At 73.6% G+C, this 18,113-nt stretch carries 20 protein-coding genes and 1 pseudogene; 10 read left to right on the plus strand and 11 right to left on the minus strand.

Going from position 1 to position 18,113, the window contains the following annotated elements; all coding sequences use genetic code 11:
* Positions 1-100 precede the first annotated feature (100 nt).
* Together Sru02f_RS35350 and Sru02f_RS35355 are read left to right on the plus strand one after the other, a co-directional pair.
* The gene (locus tag Sru02f_RS35350) at positions 101-538 is read left to right on the plus strand and encodes a hypothetical protein (protein ID WP_003974483.1); all 438 of its coding nucleotides are present in this window, start codon (positions 101-103) and stop codon (positions 536-538) included.
* 50 nt (positions 539-588) lie between these two features.
* A complete protein-coding gene (locus tag Sru02f_RS35355) occupies positions 589-1,077 on the plus strand; it encodes a hypothetical protein (protein WP_109035567.1) in 489 nt (162 codons plus the stop codon).
* An 80-nt stretch (positions 1,078-1,157) separates the two neighbouring features.
* Here Sru02f_RS35355 and Sru02f_RS35360 read toward each other — a convergent pair whose 3' ends face one another.
* Positions 1,158-2,405 carry an MFS transporter gene (locus Sru02f_RS35360; RefSeq protein ID WP_109035565.1) on the minus strand — a complete coding sequence of 416 codons (1,248 nt, stop codon included), beginning with the start codon at positions 2,403-2,405 and terminating at the stop codon, positions 1,158-1,160.
* Between the two features lie 125 nt (positions 2,406-2,530).
* Between Sru02f_RS35360 and Sru02f_RS35365 the strand changes: the two genes are divergently transcribed.
* Positions 2,531-3,088, plus strand: coding sequence for a TetR/AcrR family transcriptional regulator (locus tag Sru02f_RS35365; protein ID WP_109035563.1), 558 nt, complete (start codon positions 2,531-2,533; stop codon positions 3,086-3,088).
* A 16-nt stretch (positions 3,089-3,104) separates the two neighbouring features.
* Here Sru02f_RS35365 and Sru02f_RS35370 read toward each other — a convergent pair whose 3' ends face one another.
* Positions 3,105-3,518: a hypothetical protein gene (locus Sru02f_RS35370; RefSeq protein WP_109035561.1), complete on the minus strand. Its 414-nt coding sequence runs from the start codon at positions 3,516-3,518 to the stop codon at positions 3,105-3,107.
* Positions 3,519-3,596: 78 nt separating this feature from the next.
* Between Sru02f_RS35370 and Sru02f_RS35375 the strand changes: the two are divergent.
* Positions 3,597-4,000: pseudogene (locus tag Sru02f_RS35375) on the plus strand (DUF6153 family protein).
* A gap of 122 nt (positions 4,001-4,122) precedes the next feature.
* Positions 4,123-4,785 (plus strand): DUF305 domain-containing protein, encoded by a 663-nt coding sequence (locus Sru02f_RS35380; protein WP_167469796.1) that lies wholly within the window; start codon positions 4,123-4,125, stop codon positions 4,783-4,785.
* An 89-nt stretch (positions 4,786-4,874) separates the two neighbouring features.
* On the opposite strand, the gene Sru02f_RS35385 is transcribed toward Sru02f_RS35380, so the two are convergent.
* The 6 genes from Sru02f_RS35385 to Sru02f_RS35410 all read right to left on the minus strand — a co-directional run bounded on the left by Sru02f_RS35385 (position 4,875) and on the right by Sru02f_RS35410 (position 10,238).
* The gene (locus Sru02f_RS35385; RefSeq protein WP_373103675.1) at positions 4,875-5,561 is read right to left on the minus strand and encodes a response regulator; all 687 of its coding nucleotides are present in this window, start codon (positions 5,559-5,561) and stop codon (positions 4,875-4,877) included.
* Between the two features lie 2 nt (positions 5,562-5,563).
* Positions 5,564-6,718, minus strand: coding sequence for a sensor histidine kinase (locus Sru02f_RS35390; protein ID WP_109035832.1), 1,155 nt, complete (start codon positions 6,716-6,718; stop codon positions 5,564-5,566).
* Between the two features lie 30 nt (positions 6,719-6,748).
* Positions 6,749-7,540 (minus strand): hypothetical protein, encoded by a 792-nt coding sequence (locus Sru02f_RS35395; protein ID WP_109035555.1) that lies wholly within the window; start codon positions 7,538-7,540, stop codon positions 6,749-6,751.
* A gap of 169 nt (positions 7,541-7,709) precedes the next feature.
* On the minus strand, positions 7,710-7,997 hold the full coding sequence (locus Sru02f_RS35400) for a hypothetical protein (protein ID WP_244941935.1): 288 nt from the start codon (positions 7,995-7,997) through the stop codon (positions 7,710-7,712).
* A 29-nt stretch (positions 7,998-8,026) separates the two neighbouring features.
* On the minus strand, positions 8,027-9,613 hold the full coding sequence (locus Sru02f_RS35405; RefSeq protein WP_109035553.1) for an oxidoreductase: 1,587 nt from the start codon (positions 9,611-9,613) through the stop codon (positions 8,027-8,029).
* Between the two features lie 61 nt (positions 9,614-9,674).
* Positions 9,675-10,238 (minus strand): hypothetical protein, encoded by a 564-nt coding sequence (locus Sru02f_RS35410; protein ID WP_109035551.1) that lies wholly within the window; start codon positions 10,236-10,238, stop codon positions 9,675-9,677.
* Between the two features lie 240 nt (positions 10,239-10,478).
* Here Sru02f_RS35410 and Sru02f_RS35415 point away from each other — a divergent pair, with 240 nt between their 5' ends.
* The 3 genes from Sru02f_RS35415 (at position 10,479) to Sru02f_RS35425 (ending at position 12,743) form a co-directional block, all read left to right on the plus strand.
* Positions 10,479-11,066: a TetR/AcrR family transcriptional regulator gene (locus tag Sru02f_RS35415; RefSeq protein WP_109035549.1), complete on the plus strand. Its 588-nt coding sequence runs from the start codon at positions 10,479-10,481 to the stop codon at positions 11,064-11,066.
* A gap of 109 nt (positions 11,067-11,175) precedes the next feature.
* Complete coding sequence (locus tag Sru02f_RS35420; protein ID WP_109035547.1) at positions 11,176-11,583, plus strand: YciI family protein; 408 nt, start codon at positions 11,176-11,178, stop codon at positions 11,581-11,583.
* A gap of 8 nt (positions 11,584-11,591) precedes the next feature.
* Positions 11,592-12,743, plus strand: coding sequence for an RNA polymerase sigma factor (locus tag Sru02f_RS35425; RefSeq protein WP_109035545.1), 1,152 nt, complete (start codon positions 11,592-11,594; stop codon positions 12,741-12,743).
* On the opposite strand, the gene Sru02f_RS35430 is transcribed toward Sru02f_RS35425, so the two are convergent.
* Together Sru02f_RS35430 and Sru02f_RS35435 are read right to left on the minus strand one after the other, a co-directional pair.
* Positions 12,715-14,340 (minus strand): MFS transporter, encoded by a 1,626-nt coding sequence (locus Sru02f_RS35430; protein WP_109035543.1) that lies wholly within the window; start codon positions 14,338-14,340, stop codon positions 12,715-12,717. The two genes, Sru02f_RS35425 and Sru02f_RS35430, sit on opposite strands and share 29 nt — an antisense overlap.
* Positions 14,341-14,452: 112 nt before the next feature.
* The gene (locus tag Sru02f_RS35435; RefSeq protein ID WP_109035541.1) at positions 14,453-15,103 is read right to left on the minus strand and encodes a TetR/AcrR family transcriptional regulator; all 651 of its coding nucleotides are present in this window, start codon (positions 15,101-15,103) and stop codon (positions 14,453-14,455) included.
* Between the two features lie 69 nt (positions 15,104-15,172).
* Here Sru02f_RS35435 and Sru02f_RS35440 point away from each other — a divergent pair, with 69 nt between their 5' ends.
* Positions 15,173-16,072 carry a Vgb family protein gene (locus tag Sru02f_RS35440; protein ID WP_109035539.1) on the plus strand — a complete coding sequence of 300 codons (900 nt, stop codon included), beginning with the start codon at positions 15,173-15,175 and terminating at the stop codon, positions 16,070-16,072.
* A 104-nt stretch (positions 16,073-16,176) separates the two neighbouring features.
* Positions 16,177-16,866, plus strand: a complete 690-nt coding sequence (locus Sru02f_RS35445; RefSeq protein WP_109035537.1) for a DUF5701 family protein — start codon at positions 16,177-16,179, stop codon at positions 16,864-16,866.
* 62 nt (positions 16,867-16,928) lie between these two features.
* Here Sru02f_RS35445 and Sru02f_RS35450 read toward each other — a convergent pair whose 3' ends face one another.
* Complete coding sequence (locus tag Sru02f_RS35450) at positions 16,929-18,017, minus strand: PP2C family protein-serine/threonine phosphatase (RefSeq protein ID WP_109035534.1); 1,089 nt, start codon at positions 18,015-18,017, stop codon at positions 16,929-16,931.
* Positions 18,018-18,113: the final 96 nt, after the last annotated feature.

Here is an 18,113-nt window from a genome sequence, read left to right on the forward strand (position 1 = left end):
AGCGTCCGAAGCACGTCAGACACACGGCACCCCCGGCGAACCCGACCGGCTCGACCGGCGGGCCGACCGGCTGGGGGCGGGGAGCGGGAATGGTGGTCGGGTGGGGGTGACCTACAAGTACTTCGGCGCGCCCGACGGCGCGACCGCGGCCCGCGTCCCGATCTCGATGCGCCCCGAGGAACTGGGCGGCGACGAGCTCGGGATGAACGGCATGTTCACCAAGATCAAGCCGGAGACCATGGCCGCCATGGTCCTCACCGGCATCGAGGGCGTTCCCCTGCACAAGGTGCCCCCGCTGGAACTGGTCGTCCTGCACCCCGACTACGCGGTCGTCAAACTTCCGATGACCGTGGTCGACCCCCTGCGCGGCATCGGCGAGGAGGCGGTCGGCGCGGCGGCCTTCATATGGTCCACGGTCCCGGACCGCGGCGGCCCGCGGGACGCGTTCAACGTGTACCAGCTGCTGCACGAGTGGCAGGACTTCTCGCACCGGTTGCACGAGGCGGGGCACCAGCCGTACTGCCTGGTGTGGCCCTGAGCCGACGCCGTTCCGACAGAGGGCGGGGCCCCGGGGCCCCGCCCATACCCGTGTCCCGCCTCAAGGACAGCCGCTTCGACGGCTATCTGGGCCATGCCCTTCCCCATAAACGGGACGCCGTCGTCGATGCGGTGATCACCTCGTACCTCGAGGCCGCCGGACCGGCCGGGCAACGGGCGATCGACGACCTGAACACCCGCAGCGCGTCCGTGCTCAGCGTGTACGGACAGCGCATGGCCTCGGCCGCGGTCCGTACCGGGTCCGTGGACACCCTGCGCCGCGGCCTCGTCGCCGTCGGCATGGCGCAGGCGCGCCTCGGCGACGCCCGCGAGAACCTGTATCCGCTCGTGGCCCTCAACGACGCCGCGTCCCTGCTCGGCACCTCGCTCCTGAGCCTGATCACCGAGGTGTCGGACTCGCTGCCGCCCTCGGCGACCGACGAGCTGCGCGCCTTCGACCAGCGGCAGGAACAGGACAAATCGCTGGAGTCCATGGGCCTGAGACGACTCGGCAGCGGCCAGACCTTCCTCTACTCCTGACCCGCCTCACCGGTGACGGTCGCACCCACCGGTGCGTCGGCCGTGGTGGCGGCCATGGCCGCCATGCGCGAATCCCGTGGTCACCCCTCGGTGCGCTGGGCCGGCCGTTCCGCCGCAGGTTCGGCGGGGGCGCGGGTGTCGGCCCCGTGGTGGCGGGAACCGCGGGTTCCGGCGGCCGGGGCGGCGAAGGCGGCCGCGGCGACGAAGGCCAGCACCACGACCATCGCCGGACGCAGCCCGTAGTGATCGCCCAGGAAACCGAGGGTCGGCGGCCCCACCAGGAAGGCGATGTAGCCGATCGTCGCCACGAGACCGACCCGGGCGGTCTCGTCGGGCCCCGAGTCGCCCGCCGCCGACAGGGCCACCGGAAAGCCCAGGGACGCGCCCAGTCCCCAGAACAGGACGGCGGCCGCGGCCACGACGGTGTTGTCGGAGAAGATGACCAGGCACAGCCCGAGGGCCCCGGAGACGGCGCTGGCCCGCACGACGGTCGCCCGGCTGTGACGACTGAGGAAGAACGTGCCGCCGAAGCGTCCCAGGGTCATCGCCGCGGCGAACCCCACGTAGACGAGCGAACCGGCGGCGGCGTCGAGCCCGTGGCCGTCGACCATGAGCAGCGGCAGCCAGTCGTTGGCGGCGCCCTCGGCGAGAGCCATGGCGAGGACGATGGCCCCGATCAACAGGAGCCGCCGGTCCCGCCACACCTGCGGCTTCGAGGGGCCCGCGGATTCCGAGGCGGGCAGCGCGGCACGGATCCCGGTCCCGGCGGGTACGGCGCCGATGGCGTACGTGAAGATCCCGGCCGCCACCACGGCCACGGCCGACAGGTGCCAGTGGGCGGGGAACGCCGCGGCGGTGGCCGCCATGCCGGCCAGGGCCCCGACGACGGTGCCCAGGCTGAAGCACCCGTGCAGGGTGGGGAGAACCGGCCTGCCGGTGATCCGTTCCACGTCGGCGCCGTCCACGTTGATCGCCACCTCGCCCGCCCCGGCCCCCACGCCGAACAGACACAGTCCCGCGGTGACCAGTGGCGCGGAGGCGAGTGCGCTGCCCGCGCCGACGACGGCCACGCTCGCGACGATCAACAGCGTGCCGACCGCCGTCACGGGCCTGGTCCCGAACCGCGACACCAGACGGCCGGAGCAGAGGATGCCGGTCATCGAGCCGACGGACAGGCCGAACAGCACCAGCCCCATCTGCGCCGTGGACACCCCCAGCCGGTCACGGATGTCCGGAGTGCGCGTGACCCATGAGGACATGGCGATGCCGTTGAGGAAGAAGAAGAGGTACAGCGCCCGGCGGCGTCGCTGAACAGCGCGGTCTGTCAAGGAGGGGCTCCGCCGGGGTTGGACACAATGGAGGACAGGCAGGCGACGATCCCGCGTCACCCACCGAGTATGCACAAATGTACACAGCGGTGGGGGAGCCCGAAAAGACAAGGCGGACAACGGAGATGACCGGCAGCACCCGTGGCCCCAACGACCCCCTGCGCCGCGAACGCATCCTCGACGCCGCGCTCGACGTCGTCGCCGAGCACGGCGCCATCAAGGTGACCTTCCGCAGGATCGCCGAAGCGGCGGGTGTGCCGCTGGGCTCACTGACCTACTACTTCGACGACATGCAGCACCTGCTGACCGACGCCTTCACCCGGCTCGCCGAGACCGTCTCCACGCGCTACGGCGCCCTCCTGGAGGCCGCACGGACCCGCCAGGAGGCCGAGGAAGCGGTCGTCGAGATCATCTGCGGCAAGGTCTGGGGAACCGACCGCAACCTCCTGCTCAGCTACGAGCTCTACGCCTTCGCCACCCGCCATCCCGAGGTGCGCGCCGTCATGCGCTCCTGGATGCGAGCCAGCCGGGACTCCCTGGCCAGGCACTTCGACCCGCTCACCGCACGCGCCCTCGACGCCCTGATCGAAGGCTTCTCCATCCACAACTCCGTCGACCTGAGCCCCACCGCCCGCGAGGACGTCGCCGCCGTCGTCAGCGCCGTCGTCGACCGGCACCGGTGAACAAGGGGGTGCCCCGTCATGGACGGCTGGACCGTTCCACGGCGGTGCCGGGGTCGACTTCGGGACGGGTGAAGCGCACGGGCTTGTCCAGTGACCGGGCGTAGGCGATTTCGGCTCGGGTGCTGTCTCCGACGTAGTCGCCGACCACGAGCACCTCGTCCGCGAGCCGGATCTTCGCCCGGTGCAGCTCGTCCAGGCGTGCCTTCAGTGCCCCGGCCTCGACGGGATCGGACCAGAGTGCGTGCGGCGACTTCATGTCACAGCCCGGCTTGACGACGATCCTTCCGGCTGCGGTCTCCCGCACGTCGGCCTCGGTCATCTCGGCCATGAAACGGGTGGAGCCGCAGATCACGACGATGCGCGGGAGGTTCAGCCGCTTCTTCGCGTCGGCGAGCGTCTCCTCGGGGGCGGGCGGTCGCGGGTGTGACACCGGTTCCTCCTGGTGGTGTTCGCGTGCCCCGATGGTCTCCTACGAGGGCGCGCCACGGGAGGCCCGTACGATGAGCGCGTGACCAGGAGCACCCGATCAAGCAGCCGTCCGGCCGGGCGGCCGTTCGTGCTGCTGGTGCTGGCGGTGCTGGCCGGTGTGCTGGGCATGCACGGCCTCGCCCCCGGTGCGATGCCGCCGGGTCAGGCGGGTGCCGGTCACGGGATGGTGATGACCGCGGCGGACGGTGTGCCGCACGCGGACGGGGGATGTACGCACACGGATGGCGGTTCGAGTCACCACCTCGATCACGCCGACGGGACGTGTGCGGCGGCCGGCACCGGTTCGGCGTACACGCCGCCCGCGCTGACCGGCGCCCTGCCGGCCGCGCCCGCGGCCCCCGCGCCCGCCGGGGCGTTCCCGGGGCGCCGCGCGACGGCCGGGCTCCGCCCGACCTCTCCGAGTTGCAGCTCCTGCGGATATAGAGCGGCCCGCCCGGCTCCCGCGCGCCCGGCCCTTGCCGGTGGCGGGTGCCGTGCTTCCGCACGCTCCACATCCGTTCCCACCGCGTGCCGCGCGACGGCGCGCGTCAAGGAGTCGCACCACCATGATCCGCAAGCGTTCCCTCATGCACCGCACCGCCGTCGTGGCCGCCGCCGGCACGACGGCACTGGTCCTGGCCGCCTGTGGCGGCAGCGGCGACGACGACGGCTCGGCCGGACACGGCGGCCACGCCGCCACCGCATCCTCGTCCGCCCCGTCATCGCCGTCGGCATCGGCATCGGCGGCACAGGGGCAGCACAACGCGGCCGACGTCGCCTTCGCGAAGGGGATGATCCCCCACCACCGCCAGGCCGTCGAGATGGCCGACCTCGCGCCCGGCCGTGCGCGGTCGGCCGAGGTGAAGAAGCTCGCCGCCGACATCAAGAAGGCCCAGGACCCGGAGATCAGGACGCTCTCCGGCTGGCTGACCTCGTGGGGCGAGGACGTGCCCGCCGAGGGTGCCATGGACCACTCCGCGCACGGCATGGGCGGCATGGGCGGCATGATGACGGCCGAGGAGATGACCGGACTCGAGAACGCCTCGGGCACGGCCTTCGACACCGCGTTCACGGAGCTGATGATCAAGCATCACGAAGGCGCGGTCGAGATGGCGAGGACCGAGCAGGCCGACGGCGCCCACGGCCCGGCCAAGAAGATGGCCGGAGAGATCATCGACTCGCAGAGCGCGGAGATCGAGCAGATGAACGCACTGCTCGGCAAGGGCTGACCGCACCACGCCGGTGCGGGGCGGGCGCCGAAGGCGTCGGCCCCGCACCGGGCCCGGGGCATCCGCCTCCCGGGCTCCCGGGATCCGGCTCACGCTCCGCGCCGGCCCTCGCCCACCAGCCCGGTCTCGTAGGCGACGATCACGAGCTGGGCGCGGTCGCGTGCGTGCAGCTTGGCGAGGAGGCGGCCGACGTGGGTCTTGACCGTGGCCAGGCTCAGCTGGAGGTGCTCCGCGATCTCCGTGTTGGACAGACCCCGTGCGATCAGTCCGAGCACCTCCACCTCCCGGTCGGTGACCCCCTCCAGTGAGCGGTGGGGCGGACGGGCGGGCTCCGGGCGGCGGGCGAACTCCGCGATCAGGCGGCGGGTCACCGAGGGGGCCAGCAGCGCCTCGCCCGCGGCGACGACGCCGACGGCGGTGAGTACGTCGGCGGGCGGGGTGTCCTTGAGCAGGAAGCCCGCGGCGCCGGCGCGCAGGGCGGCGTAGACGTACTCGTCCAGGTCGAAGGTGGTGAGGATGAGGACGCGGGCGGCGGACAGGGCCGGGTCCGAGCAGATCTGCCGGGTCGCCCCGATGCCGTCGAGGACCGGCATGCGTACGTCCATCAGCACGACGTCCGGCCGTTCGCTGCGGGTCAGCTCGACGGCCTCCGCGCCGTTCGCGGCCTCGCCCACGGCCGTCATGCCCGGAGTGTGGTCGACGAGGACCCGGAAGCTGCCGCGCACCATCGCCTGGTCGTCGGCGATCAGTACCCGGACCGGGGGCGCGTCGGTCATGGTCATCGGTTCCCTTCAATGGGCAGACGGACGGACACCGCGAAGCCGCCCTCCGGCCGGGGGCCGGCCTCGAAGCTGCCGCCGTACATCGTCGTCCGTTCGCGGATGCCCAGGAGGCCGTGTCCGCCCGTCGGTTCGCGGGTCTGCCGTCCGGGTCCGGGCGGGGGTCCCTCGTCCGCGACGTCGATGCGGATCTCCCCCGCGTCCGCCTCCACCGTGACCCGGCAGCGGGTAGGGGCGGCGTGCCGGATCGCGTTGGTGAGGGACTCCTGGACGATCCGGTAGACGGTCAGCTGGGTCCCCTCGGCCGGCTCCTCCCCGACGCGGACCGTCAGGGCGACGTCCACGCCCGCCCGGCGCGCCTCCGCCGCCAGCGTGTCGAGGCGGTCCAGGCCCGGGGCGGGGCCCAGGGGCGCGCTGTCGCTGCGCAGTACGCCGAGCGTGCGCCGCATGTCTGCCAACGCCGAACGGCTGGTCTCCTCGATGACCTTGAGGGCGGCCCGCGCCTGTGCCGGGTCGTCCTGTGCCACGTGCCCGGCGACGCCCGCCTTGACGGCGATCATGCCGAGGTGGTGCGAGACGATGTCGTGCAGCTCACGGGCGATCCGCAGGCGTTCCTCGTCCAGTGCCCGCTCCGCCCGGCGCCGCTGTTCCTCCGCGGCCGCGGACCGGCGGCCGCGCACGGTGAACCCCGCGCCCCAGGAGCCGGCGATCACCAGCAGCACGAGCCCGGCCACCCCGACGGCGCCCCGCGCGTCCTCGGCGGGGGTGACCACCGCCTCGCCGAGGTAGACCGCGCCGCACGCCACCGGCAGCGTCACCGCGAGGGCGGGCACGGACCGGCGGGCGGGCTCCGCGAGTGCGACCAGGTAGGCCGCGAGCCCGGCGGCGGTGTACGGCTCACGCGGGATGTCGAGGAGCGACGCCGTGGCCAGGGCGGCCAGCACGGTCCCCAGGACCGCGAGCGGCCGGCGGCGGCGTACGGCGATCGGCAGCCCGACCGCGGCGGCGAGGAGGCAGCCGAGCCAGAACGGGCCCGTGTAGACGGGTTGGCCGTCGTCGGCGGTCAGCCGGGCGAAGCCCACGTACACGGCGGTCAGCGCCAGGGCCGCGCCGAGATCCAGGGCGTGGAGATGGTGCTGCCGCGTTCGCCTCATGGTCCGACCGTACGGGGGCGGCGGGCGCATTCAACCGGCCTGTCCGAGCAGCGTCATGAGTCCGAGGACCGCCAGGGCCAGCGGTACCCAGCGCAGCACCGCCGCCCGACCGGGGCGGGGCGCCTGGGACAGCAGCGCCAGGCCCGACGGCACCAGTGCGACGCACAGTCCGGCCAGGGCCACCAGCGACAACGGGGTGGTCCCCTTGAGGACTCCGAGGGGCAGTGCCGCGGTGAGGGCGAGTGCGGCGGCGCGGACCGGACCGAGAACACGGGTGCGCCAGGCGCCCAGGGCGAGGACGATCCACCCGGCGAGGACGGCGAGGTTCAGCGCGCTGAAGACGTGGAAGGCGCCGTATCCGGCCGAGACGGCTTCGGTGGCGGGCCCGGCGCCCTGGGAGCGCACCAGCTGAAAGGCCAGGTGGTCGACCCCGGCGTGGAAGGCGCGGGCGAACAGCCCGGACATCGCCAGGACCCCGCCCCACAGGCCCCAGCCGGCGCTCCGCGCCCCGATCCGTCCGGCCAGCACCGCCACGGCGGGCCACAGCAGCAGGCTGCCCGCGGCGAAGAGACCGTAGGCGATGGCCATCAGGGTGGGGTGCCGCTCGTACGCGGCGAGCTGGTCGGGGAAGAAGAAGTGGACGCGGGCCCGCAGCAGCGCGCCGGTCAGCATCAACGGGGGGCCGAGCACCATGGCGGCGCCGCCCACCCAACGTCCGGGGAAGCCGGTGGCCCCCCACGGCGTCACGGGGAGCGCGGCACGCAGGCGTACGCCGGTCCTCGTGTCCGGAACGGCGGTCGTGGACGCGGTCGGATTCCTCATGCCGAGGACGATGCCTCCATCCACCCCGGCAGGCGTCGGACCAGGAGCTGAACCGAGAGGTCAGACCCGGGTATGACCCCGCCGCCGTGCCGGCCGGGGGCAGGCCCGGCCAACTCCGCGCCGTGGCCCTGCCGGACCGGCAACGGCGACCCGTGAACGGCGTCGGGGATCAGTCCGCCGCGCGGACCACGACCTCGAAGCCCAGGTTCCGCAGCAGCTTGACGGCGTGGTCCTTGCCGCCGGAGAACTCGTCGCTGCCCAGCGGGTCGCGGCCGGGCAGGTGGCCGTGCGCCGCCCCGACCACGGCCTTCGAGTCGTAGTCCCTGCCGCCGATCCTGAGCAGGTAGGTACGCGACGGCCCGAATCCGTACCGGTGCAGGAACGCGTCCCGGTCGAGTCGGTCGTACTCCGCTACGGACTGCAGGATCGCGGCTCGGGTGATCTCGCTCAGCGCCATGGACCGAAGGTAGCCGAACAGGCGCCCGGTCACTGCCGGTTCAGGGTGCGGGACAGACCCGCGGTGACCGTCGTGGCGAGGATCCAGCCCGCCGTGATCAGGGCGTAGGACAGCCACTGGCCGGGACCCCGGGGTGCGAAGGCGGGCTCCTGGCCGAAGGTGATGATCGGGACGAGGAGGTCGAGGGTGTAGAAGACGGCGTTGAAGGGCGGGGCCTTGGCCGCTTCGAGGGGGGCCGGGGTGTGCTGGGCGAAGTAGAGCGCTCCGCAGGCCAGAAGGGCCAGGAGCCACAGGCCGGCGCGGAGGGGGCGGTAGCCGTAGCCGACGGAGACGTCCTGGACGTGGCCCCACAGGCGGGTGTGCGCGGGGAGGGTGGCACGGCGGTGGCGCTGCTTGGCCAGCAGTACCGTGCGGGCCTCGTCCTCGTGGCCCAGCCGCCGGTAGGCCGCCGCCAGTTGCTCGTACGGCTGGGGGAAGTAGTCGCCGGTCGTGCGACGGATCCAGCGGACCCGCTGCGCGGCGGGGAGCGGGAACGCGAGGGTCTCGTACGTCGCGTCGGCCAGGCGCAGGTCGGTGGGCCAGGTCTCCTGGGCGTCGTACAGCGTGCCCAGCCGGGCGTTGCGGGCGTCCACCACCGCGTCGACCGGCCGGCGGGTACGCAGGTCGGTCTCCCGGGCCTGGGCCGCCCGGAGGGACAGGGCGGTGCCGTCCTTGTGGGTCAGTTCGGCGTCACGGAAGCTCAGTTCCGTGCCGACGTGGGTGCCGTCGAGCTTCACCGCGCCGTCGACCGTGAGCCCGAGGCCCAGGTCGAAGTTGCGGCCGACCGTGACGTCCACCGCCTCCAGGGCGATGTCGCCCGGGTTGCTCAGCCGGGCCCCGCAGAATCCGACGGCCGCCGCGACGGTGGCGCCGGAGAGGATGATCCGGCCCTCGGCGCTGAAGCCGGGGTGGCAGGTGAAGTCCTCGGCGACACGGATGTGGTAGGCGTCCAGGGCGTGGCCGCCGGGGGCCCGGAGCGAGGCGCCCTCCAGGTCGAACTCGCCCTCTACGGAGGCGCCGGAGAGCCGGAACGTCCCCTCGACGGCCAGGTTCGCGCACAACGCGTCGCCGCCCACCCGGGCGTGGACGGCCGGTATGGCCTCCCCGGCGGGGTGGCGGACCACCGTGTCGCGCAGGTCCAGGTCGCCGTTGACCTGGATGCGGGTGAGGACCAGGGGGCCCGTCAGGGTGCAGTGGGAGACGACCAGCCTCCCGTCGATCTGCGCCGTGTCCGCCAGCAGCCCGGGCAGGACGCACCCCGTCAGGGCCAGCTCACGGGTCCGGGCTCCCTGGAGCAACGGCGCTTCGTCGAAACGGCAGTCGGTGAGGCGAACCGGTACGGCGACCTCCGTGAAGCCGATGTCCAGGCGGCCCGTGAGGTGCGCGCCGGTGAGCCGGAGGGCGGGGCGGTCGCCGGGGTCGTGGTCGGGGTTGGCGCCCAGCAGCAGGGCCGCCACGACCTCGGACCTGACCACCGGGTCCGAGGGTGAGGGGTCGTCCCGCAGGTCGACGGGGCGGCCCTGCGGGAAGGCGTCCCACAACCGGCGTTCTTGGGCGTTGAGTTCGTCGAGGCGCACGAGTGACGATCTTCCCGGGGCGGGAGCGTGCCGGACAAGCCGTTTCGCCGCCGAGGTGCCCTCAGGCCGGAGCGCTTCCCCCGCGTCCCAGGCGGAGGGCGGAGACCAGGAAGAAGACGCCGCCGAGGAAGGCGTAGCCCGCGAGGCTGCTCAGCGAGGGGTCCTCGGCGCCGGCCTGCGTGACGAACGAGAGCCCGGCGAGCGTGGAGACGGCGCCGCTGACGATCATCGGCCACTGCCCGCCCAGTCGGCGGCGGACGGCGCCCGCGACGAGCTGGACGATTCCCGCGGTGACCGCCCACGCGCCCCAGACCCGCAGGACGGCCGGGATGCCCGAGGTGGCGGCGAGGGCGAGGGCGAGGACGGTCAGGGAGCTGATCGCGATGTTCGCGTAGAGGGGCGCGGCTGGGCCGCCGTTCGCCCTCGCCGACCGGACGTCGACGACCGCGGCCGCCACGTCGAACAGCGGGTAGACCAGCAGCAGTGCCGTGCTCAGCGGGCCCAGTGCGTCGGCGGTGGCGAAGACCAGGGCGGCCCACACGGCGGCGAACGCGAAGCGGAGGAAGTACAGCTTCCGGAGCGTGACGGGGACGCTGGCGGGCGGTGCGACGACGACGGTGTCCACGGTGAGTGCCTTTCGGTACGGCGGGTGGGAGGGGGAAACGGAGCGGAGCATCCGATGAGGTGGACCGATGAGACAGAACGACGAGGCAGAACGACGAGGCAGAACGACGAGGCAGAACGATGAGGCAGAACGATGAGGTAGAACGTTCGGTCTTGTTCGTCCCGTCACGCAGTCAACGGCTTCCCGCCCTCCCCTGTCAAGACCGAACGTTCTACCTCGCCACCTTGATACGGTGGACCCATGAGCCCGAGCACGGAAGCCGCCGCCCGCACCCCCTCCGAAGCGCGAGCCCGGCTGCTCGGCACCGCCACGAGGATCTTCTACGCCGAGGGCATCCACTCCGTCGGCATCGACCGGATCACCGCGGAGGCGCAGGTCACCCGCGCCACGCTGTACCGGCACTTCTCGGGCAAGGAAGACCTCATCCTCGCCTACCTCGACCAGGCCGACCGGGGCATCCGGGCGCAGGTGACCGCGGCCAGGGACAGCAGTCCGGCCGCCGACGGGCAGGTCCGGGCCGTCGCGCGGTCCATCGCGGACGGGATCCGGTCCCCCGGGTTCCGCGGCTGCGCCTTCCTCAACGCCGTGGCCGAGTACCCGGACCCGGCCCACCCCGTGCACCGGGCCGTGCTGGCCCACCGGCAGTGGTTCCTGGACACCGTCACGGAGCTGCTCGCGCAGGTCGGGGACGGTGACGGCGTCGCCGCCGGGCGGCACCTCGTCATGCTCCGGGACGGTGCGATGGCGGCCGGGTGCCTCTTCGACCCCGAGCTGGTCTGCGAGACCTTCCTGCACGGCGTGGAAGGGGTCCTGAGGGACGTCTCGTAAAAAAATCTCCGCCCGGCCCGCCCGCCGTGTCGAGAACGCGCGTCCCGCTCCGTCCCAGGGGTGAAGGCGGCCACAATGGGCCGCACCAGCACCGAGGAGACCACCCATCATGGCCAAGTACCTGCTGCTCAAGCACTACCGAGGCGCCCCGGAAGCGGTCAACTGCGCGCCGATGGACCAGTGGACGCCCGAGGAGATCTCGGCCCACATGCAGTACATGCAGGACTTCGCGGACCGGCTCGAGAAGAGCGGTGAGTTCGTCGACGGGCAGGCGCTCGCCCCCGAGGGGACGTGGGTCCGGTACGACGGCGAGGGGAAGCCGCCGGTCACGGACGGGCCGTTCGCGGAGACCAAGGACCTCATCGCCGGCTGGATGGTGATCGACGTCGACAGCTACGAGCGCGCCGTCGAGCTGGCCGGGGAGCTGTCCGCCGCCCCGGGTGCGGGCGGGAAGCCGATCCACGAGTGGCTGGAGCTGCGTCCGTTCCTGACCGCCTCCCCGACCGTCACGGACTGACCCCGCCGATGGACGAGGCCCTGATCAGGAGCCTCACGCCCGGCGTGCTCACCGTTCTCGTCCGCCGCGGAGCCGACTTCGCGGCGGCCGAGGACGCGGTCCAGGACGCGCTGGTCGAGGCGGTCCGCGGGTGGCCGGCCGACCCCCCGCGGGACCCGAAGGGCTGGCTGGTCACGGTCGCCTGGCGGCGCTTCCTGGACGCGGCCCGCGCCGACACCGCCCGCCGGCGGCGCGAGGACCGCGTCGAGGAGGAACCGGCGCCCGGGCCGGCCCCGGACGTGGACGACACGCTCCAGCTCTACTTCCTGTGCGCGCATCCGTCCCTGACGCCGTCCTCCGCGGTCGCGCTCACGCTGCGCGCCGTCGGCGGGCTGACCACCCGGCAGATCGCCCGGGCGTACCTGGTGCCCGAGGCGACCATGGCGCAGCGGATCAGCCGGGCCAAGCGCACCGTGTCCGGTGTCCGGTTCGACCGGCCCGGTGACGTCGCCACCGTGCTGCGCGTCCTCTACCTCGTCTTCAACGAGGGCTACTCCGGCGACGTCGACCTCGCCGCCGAGGCCGTCCGGCTCACCCGGCAGCTCGCGGCCTCGGTCGACCACCCGGAGGTGGCCGGGCTGCTGGCGCTGATGCTGCTCCACCACGCCCGGCGGGCCGCCCGGACCGCGCCCGACGGGAGTCTGGTGCCGCTCGCCGAACAGGACCGCGGCCGGTGGGACACCGCGTCGATCGCGGAGGGCGTGCGGATCCTTCAGGCGGCGCTCGCCCGGGACCGGCTGGGCGAGTTCCAGGCCCAGGCCGCGATCGCCGCCCTGCACGCCGACGCGCCCACGGCCGGGGAGACCGACTGGCCGCAGATCGTGGAGTGGTACGACGAGCTGGCACGCCTGACCGACAACCCCGTCGTCCGGCTCAACCGCGCGGTCGCCGTCGGGGAGGCCGACGGACCGCGTGCCGGACTGGCGGCGCTCGCGGCGCTGGACTACACGCTGCCCCGCCACACCGCGGTGGCGGCGTACCTGCACGAGCGCGACGGCGACCTGGACACGGCCGCGCGGCTGTACGCCGAGGCGGCCCACGAGGCACCCGCGCTCGCCGAGCGCGACCACCTGACCCGCCAGGCGGCCCGCCTCAACTCCCGTCGCCGTGGGAGCCGGTGACCGGGGCGCCGGTGGTCGGGGCGGGTGAACCGGGCCCTCCCGGCGCCGCGTTCACGTCGGCCGGGCGGCCGCCCGGGTGCCGCAGGGCGCAGAAGTAGCCGATCGCGAGGGCGACGGCCATGCCGTAGAAGACCCACTGGTTGGCCTCGGCGAAGTCCAGGCGGACGGCGGGCATCGCGTCCCGCATGGCCGTCTCGGCCGGGCCGTCGCCCGTCGGGGTGCGAGCGTCCGCGTTGCCGGTGATCGCCTCCGTGACGTCCCGGGCCATGGCGTGCCGCCCTTCCGGCGGCACGCCGCGCGCCCGGAGGGTCTCCTCGACCCGGTCGGTCATGCTGTGCGTCAGCATGGTGCCGAAGACGGCCAGGCCGACGCTGGCGGCGTAGTTGCGGACGGTCTGGGTGATGCCGGTGACCTCGCCGTAGGAGGAGTCGATCGAGCGGTTGACGGCGTCCGTCGACGCGGGGGCGAGGACGAAGCCGATGCCCGCGCCGGCGAGCGCGGCGTAGGGCCACTGGTCGTGCATGGACAGGTCGGTGAGCTTGCCGGCCCACAGCGCGAAGCCGACGGCGCCCAGCGCGCAGCCGATCCGCAGCGCCGGGCGGGCGCCCCGCTTGTCGAGGATGCGGCCGCCCCACTGGGAGGCGATGGCGAACCCCGCGAAGACGTACAGCAGGTACAGGGCGGCCTGGTTGGGCGAGGCGCTGAGCGAGACCTGGGCGTAGACCGAGGCGAAGAAGAACAGCGGGACGAACGCCAGCATGGCGAAGAAGAGCACCAGCGCGTCCACCGTGAAGGCGCGGTCGCGGAAGACCGCGAGGTTGACCAGGGGGTGACGGGTGCGCAGTTCACGGCGGCAGAAGACGTAGAGGACGGCGAGGCCGCCCGCGATGCAGACCCAGGTCGCCGCGTTGTCCCAGCCCCAGGCCGCCGACTGCTGGAAGCCGAGCACGCTCAGGCCCATGCCGGCGACGATCAGCAGCGCGCCCCGCACGTCCAGTGGCTCCCCGCGCCGGCGGTCGGGGATGCCGGCCAGCGCCGTCAGGACCAGCGCCGCGATCGCCACGGGGACGTTGACCCAGAAGATCGCCCGCCAGGTCCACGCGGTCAGCCAGCCGCCGAGCAGCGGGCCCACGGCGGTCAGGGCGCCGGTGAGGCCGAAGAACAGGGCGAGCGCGCGGCCCCGGCGCTCCACCGGGAACACGGCGACGACCACGGCGAGCGCGGCCGGGAAGAGCAGCGCGGCGCCCAGGCCCTGGGTGGCGCGGAAGACGATCAGCCAGGTCAGCGCGTAGTCGCCGGAGGGCACGCAGCCGCACAGGACCGAGGAGACGACGAAGACCAGGGTGCCGAGCACGACCACGCGTCGGGGGCCCCACAGGTCCGCCAGACATCCGCCCAGGGCGAAGAAGGCGGCGAGGGCCAGCAGGTAGGCGTTGATCACCCACTGCATGCCCGAGGCCGACAGGCCCAGTTCGGAGACGATGTCGGGGGCCGCGATCGAGACGATCGTCTGGTCGATGAACGTCATCGCCACCGCGAACATCATGGCGGCGAGGGCCAGCGACTGGGAGGTGGCCCGGCGACCGGCACCGGGCATGCTCCGGTCCCGCTTCGGGGGTGATCCGCTCACCCGGCCAGTCTGCGCTCGCGCCGGTGCCCCCGCATCCGCGCGCTCCGGGCGCGGGAACCCGGGGCCGGGCGTCGCCTGTCTAGGGGCGGCGCCCGTACTCCGCGAGGGCCGGTGTCAGCAGGTCGAAGGCGCGGGGCGCCTCCCGCGCCAGCACCTCGGCGATCTCCGGGTCGGCGCGCCCCGCCAGGGTCAGTTCCTGGATGCGGTTGAACAGGACGCGGTGGACCCCGCCCAGCAGAGCCGCGGCCGTGCGCGGGGTGATGTCGTCGGGCGGGGTGTCCGTGGTGCCGGCCAGGGCCGCGGTCAGCGCCTCCTCCCGCCGGTCGTGCAGGCCGCGCAGGCACGCGGTGAGGGTGGGGCTGTCGGCGATCATGCGGGTGAAGGCCTGGCCGGCGAAGCCCGCGACCGGGTCCTGGGCCGCCACGGCCGCCAGGAAGGCGTGGCGCAGCGCCGTCAGCGGGGTCTGGCCGGCCCCGCGTGCCGTCACGGTGGCGGCCAGGGCGGCGACGAACTCGTCCTGGTGGTCCAGGGCGAGGTCCTCCTTGCGCGGGAAGTAGTTCGTCACGGTCTTCTTGGCGACCCGGGCGGCGTCCGCGATCTCCGCGATCGTCGTGTGCTCGAAGCCGCGCTCGACGAAGAGCCTGGTGGCGTGGTCGGAGATCAGCTGCCGCGTCTCGCGCTTCTTGATCTCGCGCAGGCCCGGCGCGGCCGTGGTGGTGTTCGGATCCATGGGTGAATCTTACCTCGGTAGTATTTTTATGTTGACTGACAGAGTAGCCTCTGAGTAAAATTATTCTCGATGAACGAATTCAACGAGAGCTACGACACCGACTCCGTACGCGAGTTCACCGTGAGCGACGCGGACGCCGGCCCCTACGCGCTCGCCGAGGGACCGGACGGCGCCCTGTGGTTCACCCTGGTCCACCGGGGCGCCGTCGCTCGCAGGGACCCGGACGACGGGCGGGTCACCGTCCATCCGGTCGGCGACGGGCCGACCGTGATCGCGCCGGGGCCCGACGGCGCCCTGTGGTTCACCGAGTACCGGGCGCACCGCATCGGCCGGATCACCCCCGAGGGCCACTACGCGTCCTTCGCGCCCCTCACTCCCGAGGGCGGGCCGTTCGGGATCACCGCGGGTCCGGACGGCGCCATGTGGTTCACGCTCTCCTCGGCCGACCGCGTCGGCCGCGTCACCATGGACGGCGAGGTCACCGAGCATCCGGCGCCCGGCGCCTTCCCGTCCGCCCTCACGACCGGGCCGGACGGCGCCCTGTGGTGCACGCTCAACCAGGGCAACGCCATCGGACGGCTGACCCCCGACGGCCACGGCACCGCCTACCCGCTGCCGACGCCGGGCGCCGCGCCGGTGGGCATCGCCGCGGGGCCCGACGGCGCCCTGTGGTTCACCGAGATCGGGGCCGGGCGGATCGGCCGGATCACCGTGACCGGCGACCTCACCGAGTACCCGCTGCCCGACCCCGCGGCCCGGCCGCACGCGGTCACGGCGGGGCCCGACGGCGCGCTGTGGTTCACCGAGTGGGGCAGCGGCCGGGTCGGCCGGATCACCGTCGACGGCCGCGTCACCTCGTACCCGCTCTCCCGTACCGACTGCGAACCGCACGGCATCGCCGTGCACGGCGGCGCCCTGTGGTGCGCCCTGGAAACCGGCTCCCTGGCCAGGATCCAGGTCCCGGCCTGACCGCACCTCGCCCACCCGCACCCGCGCACATGCACCCAGCACCACGCGCACATGCACCCGCACCCGCACCCGCACCCGCACCCGCACCGGAAGGACACACTCGTTTGACCGACTCGACGCACTCCCCCGCCCCCGCCCCCGACGCCGCCGCCGAGTTCGACCGGCAGGTCCGCACCCTCGTCGCGCTCGGCTACCCGGCGCTGTCCGGCCGTACCCCGGAGCAGTTCGCCGAACTGGTGGCGCCGCTGCGCGCCGAGGCCGTGGCCCGCACGGACCGGGCCGCGTACTCGGCGTACGAGCCCGCCGCGACCGGCCGGGTGCCCTTCGTCCTGGTCGTCGGACGCGAACTCGCCCCCGTCGAGGGGACCATGCCGTTGACCACGCTGCGCGGCGGCCGGCTGCCGGGATTCGTCGACCGCAGCTTCGAACCGGGCTCCCTGGAACGGTTCGTCGCCACCGGTACGACCCGGCCGCCCGGGCGGGACGGCGTCCACCTGCTGTTCGACGTCGAGCGGGGGGAGGAGTTCTGCGGGGTCGTGCCGGGCGACGCGCTGGCCACCGTCGCGGAGCGGGGCCGCACACCGCTCACCGTCGAGGAGGGCATCGCCCTGCTGACCCACGTGCCGGAGGTCCTGGTCAAGAACAAGTGCTTCTCGCTGGGCGGTTCACGGTGCGGTGACCGCCGGGTACCGGCGCTGTGGATCAGCAAGCGCGCCCCGAAGCTCGGCTGGTGCTGGGAGGGCAACCCGCACACCTGGCTCGGGATGGCGTCGGCGGGGGCGCGGCACGCCTGAGTGCCGTCACCGCGTTGCTCGGTCACCGCGTTGCTCGGTCACCGCGTTGCTCCGGCACTCCGTCACGCCGGGGTGCTCGGCGCGGCGCCGGTCCCGCCCTGGTAGCGCAGGAGCAGCATCGCCGCGTCGTCGTGGTGGGGCCCCGCCGCGTGCCGGACCAGGTCCTCGCGCAGGGCGTCCAGGGCGCGGTGGATGTCCGGGTCCTTCAGGAGGTGGGCGCGTTCGGCGAGCGGGTAGAAGCCGCCCCGCTCGTCGCGGGCCTCGGTGACGCCGTCGGTGTAGAGGAGCAGTTGGTCGCCGGGGCGGAAGGGCACCGGGAAGGGGTCGGGGCCGGGGCCGCCGTGCGCGGCCAGGCCCAGCGGCAGGGCGTACGCGGGCGGCTCCGGGAAGTCGGCGGTGCCGTCGCCGTGGACGAGCAGCGGTGCCGGGTGGCCGTAGTTCAGGAGGACGACCCGGTGGTCGTGGCCGATCTCGGCGAGGATCGCGGTGACGAACTTCTCGTCCTCCAGCTCCCGGGCGACGCTGCGTTCGAGCCGTTCGCCGAGTTCGACCAGGTCCTCCTCGTCGTACGCCGCCTCCCGGAAGGCGCCGAGGACCCGGGCGGCGGTCTCCACCGCGGCCAGCCCCTTGCCCTGGACGTCGCCCACGATCACCCGGACACCGTGCGGCGAGGCCACCACCTCGTACAGGTCGCCGCCGATCCGGGCCTCGGCGACCGCCGAGGTGTAGGAGACGGCCGCGTGCAGCGGGCCCGCGGTCAGCGGCACCGGGCGCAGCAGGACCCGCTGGGCCGCTTCCGCGATCGAGCGGACGCTGGCCAGTTCCGCCTCGCGGCGCGAGCGCATCACGGCCGCCGCGATGCCGACGCCGGTCACACCGGCCACCGACAGCATGGCGGTGTAGCCGCGGGGGCGGTCGAAGAGCCCGTTGTACATGCCGAGGCCGACGCAGAGCAGCAGCGCGGCCAGTCCGATCACCGCGGTGCGCCGCCAGCCGCCGACCAGTGAGCCGAACGCCGGTCCCAGCGACACCAGCGGCAGCAGGCCCACCCCGGGGCCCATCGTGAGGTCCACGACGGCGACCACGGCCATGGCGGCGACGGGCATCCAGGAAAGCACCACCGGACCGGACGGCGACTTCTTCACGGTCATGACTACTCCGGTGTCGCAGCGCTCAAGAGCCGCCTCTCCCTGTCCTCAGGCGCCCTCCCCAGCCTCTCACCCTAGGCAAGGGAGGGTGCGCGCAGG

The organism is Streptomyces rubrogriseus (genome assembly GCF_027947575.1).
Taxonomy (GTDB): Bacteria; Actinomycetota; Actinomycetes; order Streptomycetales; family Streptomycetaceae; genus Streptomyces; species Streptomyces rubrogriseus.